Origin of the sequence: Streptomyces katrae (assembly GCF_000966975.1) — a bacterium.
In the GTDB taxonomy this organism is placed as follows: domain Bacteria; phylum Actinomycetota; class Actinomycetes; order Streptomycetales; family Streptomycetaceae; genus Streptomyces; species Streptomyces katrae.
This window is the reverse complement of record NZ_JZWV01000365.1, coordinates 1-9,688: the sequence shown is the minus strand read 5'-3', so window position 1 is coordinate 9,688 and position 9,688 is coordinate 1. Positions and strand designations below refer to the sequence as shown.

At 70.7% G+C, this 9,688-nt stretch carries 8 protein-coding genes; 7 read left to right on the top strand and 1 reads right to left on the bottom strand.

Translation table 11 applies throughout. From position 1 onward, the window contains the following. Window positions 1-133: 133 nt before the first annotated feature. The gene (bldD, locus tag VR44_RS14190) at window positions 134-634 is read right to left on the bottom strand and encodes a transcriptional regulator BldD (RefSeq protein ID WP_007263032.1); all 501 of its coding nucleotides are present in this window, start codon (window positions 632-634) and stop codon (window positions 134-136) included. Window positions 635-891: 257 nt separating this feature from the next. Between bldD and pyrR the strand changes: the two genes are divergently transcribed. The 7 genes from pyrR to VR44_RS14155 form a co-directional block, all read left to right on the top strand. Further along, complete coding sequence (gene pyrR, locus VR44_RS14185) at window positions 892-1,479, top strand: bifunctional pyr operon transcriptional regulator/uracil phosphoribosyltransferase PyrR (protein ID WP_045947839.1); 588 nt, start codon at window positions 892-894, stop codon at window positions 1,477-1,479. 105 nt (window positions 1,480-1,584) lie between these two features. Beyond that, entirely contained in the window at window positions 1,585-2,565 is a 981-nt protein-coding gene (locus VR44_RS14180) for an aspartate carbamoyltransferase catalytic subunit (RefSeq protein ID WP_045947838.1), read from the top strand. Between the two features lie 2 nt (window positions 2,566-2,567). Beyond that, on the top strand, window positions 2,568-3,860 hold the full coding sequence (locus tag VR44_RS14175) for a dihydroorotase (RefSeq protein ID WP_045947837.1): 1,293 nt from the start codon (window positions 2,568-2,570) through the stop codon (window positions 3,858-3,860). Further along, window positions 3,857-4,438 carry a PH-like domain-containing protein gene (locus VR44_RS14170; protein ID WP_045947836.1) on the top strand — a complete coding sequence of 194 codons (582 nt, stop codon included), beginning with the start codon at window positions 3,857-3,859 and terminating at the stop codon, window positions 4,436-4,438. The genes VR44_RS14175 and VR44_RS14170 overlap by 4 nt, the downstream gene beginning before the upstream one ends. Beyond that, window positions 4,435-5,577, top strand: coding sequence for a glutamine-hydrolyzing carbamoyl-phosphate synthase small subunit (carA, locus tag VR44_RS14165; RefSeq protein WP_045947835.1), 1,143 nt, complete (start codon window positions 4,435-4,437; stop codon window positions 5,575-5,577). The genes VR44_RS14170 and carA overlap by 4 nt, the downstream gene beginning before the upstream one ends. Further along, window positions 5,570-8,878: a carbamoyl-phosphate synthase large subunit gene (gene carB, locus VR44_RS14160; protein ID WP_045947834.1), complete on the top strand. Its 3,309-nt coding sequence runs from the start codon at window positions 5,570-5,572 to the stop codon at window positions 8,876-8,878. The genes carA and carB overlap by 8 nt, the downstream gene beginning before the upstream one ends. A gap of 81 nt (window positions 8,879-8,959) precedes the next feature. Further along, a partial coding sequence (locus VR44_RS14155) for a quinone-dependent dihydroorotate dehydrogenase (RefSeq protein WP_045947833.1) occupies window positions 8,960-9,688 on the top strand: 729 nt, incomplete at its 3' end.

The following is a 9,688-nucleotide window of genomic DNA, read 5'->3' as shown; positions in this document are numbered from 1 at the left end:
CGGCAGGGGCGCACAGGAGCACTGAGGCGCGGGGAGCGCGGGGAGCATGAAAAACCGGCGGGTGCCGGGACCCCTGGGAGGGGGCCCGGCACCCGCCGGTACGTTTCTGCTGGTGGCCGGCCCGGCCGGGGGACTAGATGTCCTCGTGGGCCACGGCGCGACGCGCGTCGGCGTCCAGGACGCCCCAGCTGATCAGCTGCTCGGTCAGGACCGAGGGGGACTGGTCGTAGATGACGGCCAGGGTGCGCAGGTCGTCCTGGCGGATCGACAGCACCTTGCCGTTGTAGTCGCCGCGCTGGCTCTGGATGGTCGCGGCGTAACGCTGGAGCGGGCCGGCCTTCTCGGCGGGCACGCCCGCCAGGCGCTCCAGGTCGAGGCGCAGCTTCGGCGGCGGCTCGGCGGCTCCGCCGGGGGTCGTGCCCGGGAGCAGCTCCTGGACCGGAACCCCGTAGAAGTCCGCCAGCTCGGCCAGGCGCTGGACCGTCACGGCGCGGTCCCCGCGCTCGTACGAACCGACCACCACGGCCTTCCAACGGCCCTGGGACTTCTCCTCGACACCGTGGAGGGAGAGGCCCTGCTGGGTGCGGATGGCGCGGAGCTTGGCCCCGAGCTGTTTGGCGTATTCGCTGGACATAAGGCTCCCGGACGCTGTGACGTGCGGCTCCGCCGCGCGGCTGGTAACTCACTGTGAGGTTACGCAGCGTTACCTGGATGCGTCAAGCCGAATGGTCATCGACGCCCTCGTACGAGCGAATGGTCAGCGACGCCCTCGTACGAGGGGGAACGCGCGGCCCCGGTGCGCGGGTGCCCGCCGGGCCCTGCTACCGTGGACGGCGTACATCAGACGTCCTTTAAGGTCCGTCCCGTGAGGCGGAGAAGGAGGTCCTCTTCATGGACAGCCAGGTTTCCCAGGTCTCTCCCGATGAAGCGATGCGCCCCGTGCTGGAGGCGCAGGACATCGCCCGGGTGCTGACCCGTATCGCCCACGAGATCGTCGAACGCGCCAAGGGCGCCGACGACGTGGTGCTCCTCGGCATCCCCACCCGCGGTGTGTACATCGCCCGCCGGCTGGCCGCCAAGCTCGAGGAGATCACCGGGACCAAGATCCCGGTCGGCTCCCTCGACATCACCATGTACCGCGACGACCTGCGGATGAAGCCCGCCCGGGCCATCGGCCGCACCGAGATCCCCGGCGACGACATCGACGGCCGTCTCGTGGTCCTCGTCGACGACGTGCTCTTCTCCGGCCGCACCATCCGCGCCGCCCTCGACGCGCTCGGCGACCTCGGCCGCCCCCGCGCCGTCCAGCTCGCGGTCCTCGTCGACCGCGGCCACCGTGAACTTCCGATCCGCGCCGACTACGTGGGCAAGAACCTGCCCACCTCGCTGCGGGAGACCGTCAAGGTCCAGCTCCAGGAGGAGGACGGCCGCGACGCCGTACTGCTCGGCCAGCGGACCGTCCAGGCAGCAGCGCAGTAGCCCACCCCGGTACGGGGCCCCGCGGCGGGGCCCGTGCCCCGGCCTGCCCTGCCCGCCCCACCGTCAGCCCAGCCTGCCTGCCCTCCCGACTTACGGAGCACCCAGATGAAGCGCCACCTCATCTCGGCCGCCGACCTCACGCGCGACGACGCCGTCCTCATCCTCGACACCGCCGAGGAGATGGCCCGCGTCGCCGACCGGCCGATAAAGAAGCTGCCCACCCTGCGCGGCCGCACGATCTGCAATCTGTTCTTCGAGGACTCGACCCGCACCCGGATCTCCTTCGAAGCCGCCGAGAAGCGCCTCTCCGCCGACGTCATCAACTTCGCCGCGAAGGGCTCCAGCGTCTCCAAGGGCGAGTCCCTCAAGGACACCGCCCAGACCCTGGAGGCCATGGGCGTCGACGCGGTCGTCATCCGCCACCACGCCTCCGGCGCCCCCTACCGGCTCGCCAACTCCGGCTGGATCGACGCCCCGGTGATCAACGCCGGTGACGGCACCCACCAGCACCCCACCCAGGCCCTGCTCGACGCCTTCACCATGCGCCGCCGCCTGGTCGGCCGGGACGCCGGTCTCGGCAAGGGCCTCGACGGCCGCCGGATCACCATCGTCGGCGACGTCCTGCACAGCCGCGTGGCCCGCTCCAACGTCGACCTGCTGCACACCCTCGGCGCCGAGGTCACCCTGGTGGCCCCGCCCACCCTGGTGCCGGTCGGCGTCGAGAACTGGCCCTGCGAGATCTCGTACAGCCTGGACGAGGTGCTCCCGAAGTCCGACGCGGTCATGATGCTCCGCGTCCAGCGCGAGCGGATGAACGCCGCGTTCTTCCCGACCGAGCGCGAGTACTCCCGCCGCTACGGCCTGGACGCCGCCCGCATGGCCAAGATGCCCGAGCACGCCATCGTGATGCACCCCGGCCCCATGGTCCGCGGCATGGAGATCACCGCCGAGGTCGCCGACTCCGACCGCTGCACGGTCGTCGAGCAGGTCGCCAACGGCGTCTCGATCCGCATGGCCGTCCTGTACCTGCTGCTCGGAGGCTCCGAGCCCGCCGTCACCACCGCCCGCACCGAGGAGAACAAGTAACCATGAGCAAGATCCTTATCCGCGGTGCGCAGGTCCTCGGCGGCGAACCGCAGGACGTCCTGATCGACGGCGAGACCATCGCGCAGGTGGGCACCGGCCTGTCCGCCGAGGGCGTCGACACCGTCATCGAGGCCGCCGGCCAGGTCCTCCTCCCGGGCCTCGTCGACCTCCACACCCACCTGCGCGAGCCCGGCCGCGAGGACTCCGAGACCGTCCTGACCGGCACCCGCGCCGCCGCCTCCGGCGGCTACACCGCCGTCTTCGCGATGGCCAACACCTTCCCGGTCGCCGACACCGCCGGCGTCGTCGAGCAGGTCTGGCGCCTGGGCAAGGAATCCGGCTACTGCGACGTGCAGCCGATCGGCGCCGTCACCGTCGGCCTGGAGGGCAAGAAGCTCTCCGAGCTGGGCGCCATGCACGAGTCCGCCGCCCGCGTCACCGTCTTCTCCGACGACGGCAAGTGCGTGGACGACGCCGTGATCATGCGCCGCGCCCTGGAGTACGTGAAGGCCTTCGGCGGCGTCGTCGCCCAGCACGCCCAGGAGCCCCGCCTCACCGAGGGCGCCCAGATGAACGAGGGCACCGTCTCCGCGGAGCTCGGCCTGGGCGGCTGGCCGGCCGTCGCCGAGGAGTCGATCATCGCCCGCGACGTCCTCCTCGCCGAGCACGTCGGTTCCCGCGTGCACATCTGCCACCTCTCCACCGCCGGCTCCGTCGAGATCGTCCGCTGGGCCAAGTCCCGCGGCATCGACGTCACCGCCGAGGTCACCCCGCACCACCTGCTCCTCACCGACGAGCTGGTGCGCTCGTACAATCCGGTCTACAAGGTCAACCCGCCGCTGCGCACCGAGCGCGACGTGATGGCCCTGCGCGAGGCGCTCGCCGACGGCACGATCGACATCGTCGCCACCGACCACGCCCCGCACCCCCACGAGGACAAGGACTGCGAGTGGGCCGCCGCCGCCATGGGCATGGTGGGCCTGGAGACCGCGCTCTCCGTCGTCCAGCAGACGATGGTGGAGACCGGGATGCTGGACTGGGCGGGCGTCGCCGACCGCATGTCCTTCGCCCCGGCCCGCATCGGCGGCCTGTCCCACCAGCACGGCAGGCCCGTCTCGGCAGGTGAACCCGCGAACCTGACCTTGGTCGATACCTCGTACCGTGGTGTCGTGGACCCCGCACACTTCGCCTCCCGCAGCCGCAACACGCCTTACGAGGGCCGTGAGCTGCCGGGGCGCGTCACTCACACCTTCCTGCGGGGCCGGGCAACGGTCGTGGACGGGAAACTGGCGTGACACCTGCAGTAATCCAACTGGCCGCCGAGGCCGCCGAACGACAGTCGGCGGAGGTGACGGACTGGGGCGCCCGCATCGCGTGGGTGATCGGTCTGCTCGTCTTCATCGCCTTCGTCTACTGGCTGATGCGGCAGGGCTGGAAATGGCGCGGCGCCCTGCAGAGCGATCTGCCGGAGCTGCCCGCCGCCCCCGACGGTCTCCCCGAGCACCGGCTGGCCCTGACCGGCCGGTACCACGGGTCCACCACCGCCGGGCAATGGCTCGACCGGATCGTCGCCCACGGTCTGGGAGTGCGCAGCCGGGTGGAACTCACCCTCACCGACGCGGGCCTCCACGTGGTCCGTCCGGGTGCCACCGACTTCTTCGTACCGGCCCCGCGACTGCGCGGCGCCCGCCTCGACAAGGGAATCGCGGGCAAGGTACTCACCGAGGGCGGTCTGCTCGTCGTCACCTGGGCGCACGGCGACAAGCTGATCGACTCCGGATTCCGCTCCGACCGCGCGGCCGAGCACGCCGCATGGGTCGAGGCCATCAACTCCATGAACCAATCCATCACGACGGAAGGCGCCGAACGATGACGACCTCCACCAGGGGAGCAGCCAAAGCTCCCGCCGTACTCGTCCTGGAGGACGGCCGTATCTTCCGCGGCCGCGCCTACGGCGCAGTGGGGGAGACCTTCGGCGAGGCCGTGTTCTCCACCGGCATGACCGGCTACCAGGAGACCCTCACCGACCCGTCGTACCACCGGCAGGTCGTCGTGATGACCGCCCCCCACGTGGGCAACACCGGCGTCAACGACGAGGACCCCGAGTCCTCCCGCATCTGGGTCTCCGGCTACGTCGTACGCGACCCCGCGCGCGTCCCGTCCAACTGGCGCTCGCAGCGCTCGCTGGACGAGGAGCTCGTCAAGCAGGGCGTCGTCGGCATCAGCGGCGTCGACACCCGCGCCCTGACCCGCCACCTGCGCGAGCGCGGCGCCATGCGCGTCGGCATCTTCTCCGGCGAGACGATCGCCGATGACGCGGCCCTGCTGGCGAAGGTCCAGGCGCAGCCGCAGATGAAGGGCGCGAACCTCTCCGCCGAGGTCGCCACCAAGGAGACGTACGTCGTCCCCGCGATCGGCGAGAAGCGCTTCACCGTCGCCGCCGTCGACCTCGGCATCAAGGGCATGACCCCGCACCGGATGGCCGAGCGCGGCATCGAGGTGCACGTGCTGCCCGCCACCGCCACCGTCGAGGACGTGTACGCGGTCAACCCGGACGGCGTCTTCTTCTCCAACGGCCCGGGCGACCCGGCCACCGCCGACGGCCCCGTGGCCGTCATGCAGGGCGTCCTGGAGCGCAAGACCCCGCTCTTCGGCATCTGCTTCGGCAACCAGATCCTGGGCCGCGCCCTCGGCTTCGGCACCTACAAGCTGAAGTACGGCCACCGCGGCATCAACCAGCCGGTCCAGGACCGCACCACCGGCAAGGTCGAGGTCACCGCGCACAATCACGGCTTCGCCGTCGACGCGCCCCTCGACAAGGTCTCCGAGACCCCCTACGGCCGCGCCGAGGTCTCGCACGTCTGCCTGAACGACAACGTCGTCGAAGGCCTCCAGCTGCTCGACCAGCCGGCCTTCAGCGTCCAGTACCACCCCGAAGCGGCCGCCGGCCCGCACGATGCCGCCTACCTCTTCGACCGCTTCGTCAGCCTTATGGAGGCCGAGCGTGCCTAAGCGCACCGATATCCAGTCCGTCCTGGTCATCGGCTCCGGCCCGATCGTCATCGGCCAGGCCGCCGAGTTCGACTACTCCGGCACCCAGGCCTGCCGCATCCTCAAGGCCGAGGGCCTGCGGGTCATCCTGGTGAACTCCAACCCCGCGACGATCATGACCGACCCGGAGATCGCCGACGCCACGTACGTCGAGCCGATCACCCCCGAGTTCGTCGAGAAGATCATCGCCAAGGAGCGCCCCGACGCGCTCCTGCCCACCCTCGGCGGCCAGACCGCGCTCAACACCGCGATCTCCATGCACGAGCAGGGTGTGCTGGAGAAGTACGGCGTCGAGCTCATCGGCGCCAACGTCGAGGCCATCAACAAGGGCGAGGACCGCGACCTCTTCAAGGGTGTCGTCGAGGCCGTCAAGGCCAAGATCGGCCACGGCGAGTCCGCCCGCTCGGTCATCTGCCACTCGATGGACGACGTCCTCAAGGGCGTCGAGACCCTCGGCGGCTACCCCGTCGTCGTCCGCCCCTCCTTCACCATGGGCGGCGCCGGCTCCGGCTTCGCCCACGACGAGGACGAGCTGCGCCGCATCGCCGGCCAGGGCCTCACGCTCTCCCCGACCACCGAGGTGCTCCTGGAGGAGTCCATCCTCGGCTGGAAGGAGTACGAGCTGGAGCTGATGCGCGACACCAAGGACAACGTGGTCGTCGTCTGCTCCATCGAGAACTTCGACCCGATGGGCGTCCACACCGGCGACTCCATCACCGTCGCCCCGGCCATGACGCTCACCGACCGCGAGTACCAGCGGCTGCGTGACATCGGCATCGCGATCATCCGCGAGGTCGGCGTCGACACCGGCGGCTGCAACATCCAGTTCGCGATCAACCCGGACGACGGCCGCGTCATCGTCATCGAGATGAACCCGCGCGTCTCCCGCTCCTCGGCGCTCGCGTCGAAGGCCACCGGCTTCCCGATCGCCAAGATCGCCGCCAAGCTGGCCATCGGCTACACGCTCGACGAGGTCCCGAACGACATCACCGAGAAGACCCCGGCCTCCTTCGAGCCGACCCTCGACTACGTCGTCGTCAAGGCCCCGCGCTTCGCCTTCGAGAAGTTCCCGGCCGCCGACGCCACCCTCACCACCACCATGAAGTCGGTGGGCGAGGCCATGGCCATCGGCCGCAACTTCACCGAGGCCCTCCAGAAGGCCCTGCGCTCCCTGGAGAAGAAGGGCTCGCAGTTCACCTTCGTCGGCGAGCCCGGCGACAAGGACGAGCTGCTGCGCGTCGCGGTCCGCCCGACCGACGGCCGCATCAACACCGTCATGCAGGCCATCCGCGCCGGCGCCACCCAGGAGGAGGTGTTCGAGGCCACCAAGATCGACCCGTGGTTCGTCGACCAGCTCTTCCTGATCAAGGAGATCGCCGACGAGCTCGCCTCCGTCGAGAAGCTGGAGCCCGAGCTCCTCGCCGAGGCCAAGCGCCACGGCTTCTCCGACGCCCAGATCGCCGAGATCCGCGGCCTGCGCGAGGACGTCGTCCGCGAGGTCCGCCACGCCCTGGGCGTGCGCCCGGTCTACAAGACGGTCGACACCTGCGCCGCCGAGTTCGCCGCGAAGACCCCGTACTTCTACTCGTCCTACGACGAGGAGTCCGAGGTCGCCCCCCGCACCAAGCCCGCGGTGATCATCCTGGGCTCCGGCCCGAACCGCATCGGCCAGGGCATCGAGTTCGACTACTCCTGCGTCCACGCCTCCTTCGCCCTCAGCGACGCCGGCTACGAGACCGTGATGGTCAACTGCAACCCCGAGACCGTCTCGACGGACTACGACACCTCCGACCGCCTGTACTTCGAGCCGCTGACGCTCGAGGACGTGCTGGAGATCGTCCACGCCGAGTCGCTGGCCGGTCCCATCGCCGGCGTCGTCGTCCAGCTCGGCGGCCAGACCCCCCTCGGTCTCGCCCAGGCCCTCAAGGACAACGGCGTCCCGGTCGTCGGCACCTCGCCCGAGGCCATCCACGCCGCCGAGGACCGCGGCGCCTTCGGCCGTGTCCTGGCCGAGGCCGGCCTGCCGGCCCCCAAGCACGGCACCGCCACCACCTTCGCGGGCGCGAAGGCGATCGCCGACGAGATCGGCTACCCGGTCCTCGTCCGCCCGTCCTACGTGCTCGGCGGCCGCGGCATGGAGATCGTCTACGACGAGACCCGCCTGGAGTCCTACATCGCGGAGTCGACCGAGATCTCGCCGACCCGCCCCGTGCTGGTCGACCGCTTCCTCGACGACGCCATCGAGATCGACGTGGACGCCCTCTACGACGGCGAGGAGCTCTACCTCGGCGGCGTCATGGAGCACATCGAGGAAGCCGGCATCCACTCCGGCGACTCGGCCTGCGCCCTGCCCCCGATCACCCTCGGCGGCTTCGACATCAAGCGCCTGCGCGCCTCCACCGAGGCCATCGCCAAGGGCGTCGGCGTCCGCGGCCTGATCAACATCCAGTTCGCGATGGCGGGCGACATCCTCTACGTGCTGGAGGCCAACCCCCGCGCCTCCCGGACCGTGCCCTTCACCTCGAAGGCCACCGCCGTCCCGCTCGCGAAGGCCGCCGCCCGCATCGGGCTCGGCGCCACCATCGCCGAGCTGCGCGCCGAGGGCATGCTCCCCAAGGAGGGCGACGGCGGCACCCTGCCGCTGGACGCGCCGATCTCCGTCAAGGAGGCCGTCATGCCCTGGTCGCGCTTCCGCGACATCCAGGGACGCGGCGTCGACACCGTCCTCGGCCCGGAGATGCGCTCCACCGGCGAGGTCATGGGCATCGACTCCGTCTTCGGCACGGCGTACGCCAAGTCCCAGGCCGGCGCCTACGGCCCGCTGCCGACCAAGGGCCGCGCCTTCATCTCCGTCGCCAACCGCGACAAGCGCTCGATGGTCTTCCCGGCCCGCGAGCTCGTCGCCCACGGCTTCGAGCTGATGGCCACCTCCGGCACCGCCGAGGTGCTCAAGCGCAACGGCATCAACGCCACCGTCGTGCGCAAGCTCAGCGAGGGCGAGGGGCCGAACGGTGAGAAGACCGTCGTCCAGCTCATCCACGACGGCCAGGTCGACCTGATCGTCAACACCCCGTACGGCACCGGCGGCCGCCTCGACGGCTACGAGATCCGCACGGCGGCCGTGGCGCGCGGCGTCCCGTGCCTGACGACGGTCCAGGCGCTCGCCGCCGCCGTCCAGGGCATCGAGGCGCTCGGCCGCGGCGAGGTCGGCGTGCGCTCCCTCCAGGAGCACGCGGAGCACCTGAACGCCTCCCGCGACTAGCAGCCCGTCCGGAAGGGGGGCACCGACGCCACAGCGGTCGGTGTCCCCCCTTTCATGACCTGACAAGGGATATTTCGGACGATGTACAAGCTCTTCTTCAATCTGGTCTTCAAGCGGATGGACCCCGAGAAGGCCCACTACACGGCCTTCCGGTGGATCCGCCTCGCCGCCCGCACCCCGGTGCTGCGCACCTTCGTCGCCGCGGCCCTGGCCCCCCGCTACGAGGGACTCCGCACCGAGGCCCTGGGCCTGCGCATGCACGGCCCCTTCGGTCTCGCGGCCGGCTTCGACAAGAACGCCGTCGCCATCGACGGCATGGCGATGCTCGGCTTCGACCACGTCGAGATCGGCACCGTCACCGGCCAGGCCCAGCCCGGCAACCCCAAGAAGCGGCTCTTCCGCCTGGTCCCCGACCGTGCGCTGATCAACCGCATGGGCTTCAACAACGAGGGCTCCGAGGCCGTCGCGGCCCGCCTCGCCGCCCGCAAGCCGGTCTTCAGGACCGTGGTGGGCGTCAACATCGGCAAGACCAAGGTGGTGCCGGAGGCCGAGGCCGCCGCCGACTACGTGATCTCCACCGAGCGCCTCGCCCGCCACGCGGACTACCTGGTCGTCAACGTCTCCTCGCCCAACACCCCGGGGCTGCGCAACCTCCAGGCCACGGAGTCCCTGCGCCCGCTGCTGACGGCCGTACGGGAGGCCGCCGACCGCTCGGTCACCGGCCGCCGCGTCCCGCTGCTGGTCAAGATCGCCCCGGACCTGGCCGACGAGGACGTGGACGCCGTCGCCGACCTCGCCCTGGAGCTGGGC

Coding starts and splice junctions, on each gene's coding strand:
- VR44_RS14175 (WP_045947837.1), top strand. CDS start 2,568: ATGAGCAAGATCCTTATCCGCGGTGCGCAGGTCCTCGGCGGCGAACCG.
- bldD (WP_007263032.1), bottom strand. CDS start 634: ATGTCCAGCGAATACGCCAAACAGCTCGGGGCCAAGCTCCGCGCCATC.
- VR44_RS14180 (WP_045947838.1), top strand. CDS start 1,585: ATGAAGCGCCACCTCATCTCGGCCGCCGACCTCACGCGCGACGACGCC.
- pyrR (WP_045947839.1), top strand. CDS start 892: ATGGACAGCCAGGTTTCCCAGGTCTCTCCCGATGAAGCGATGCGCCCC.
- carA (WP_045947835.1), top strand. CDS start 4,435: ATGACGACCTCCACCAGGGGAGCAGCCAAAGCTCCCGCCGTACTCGTC.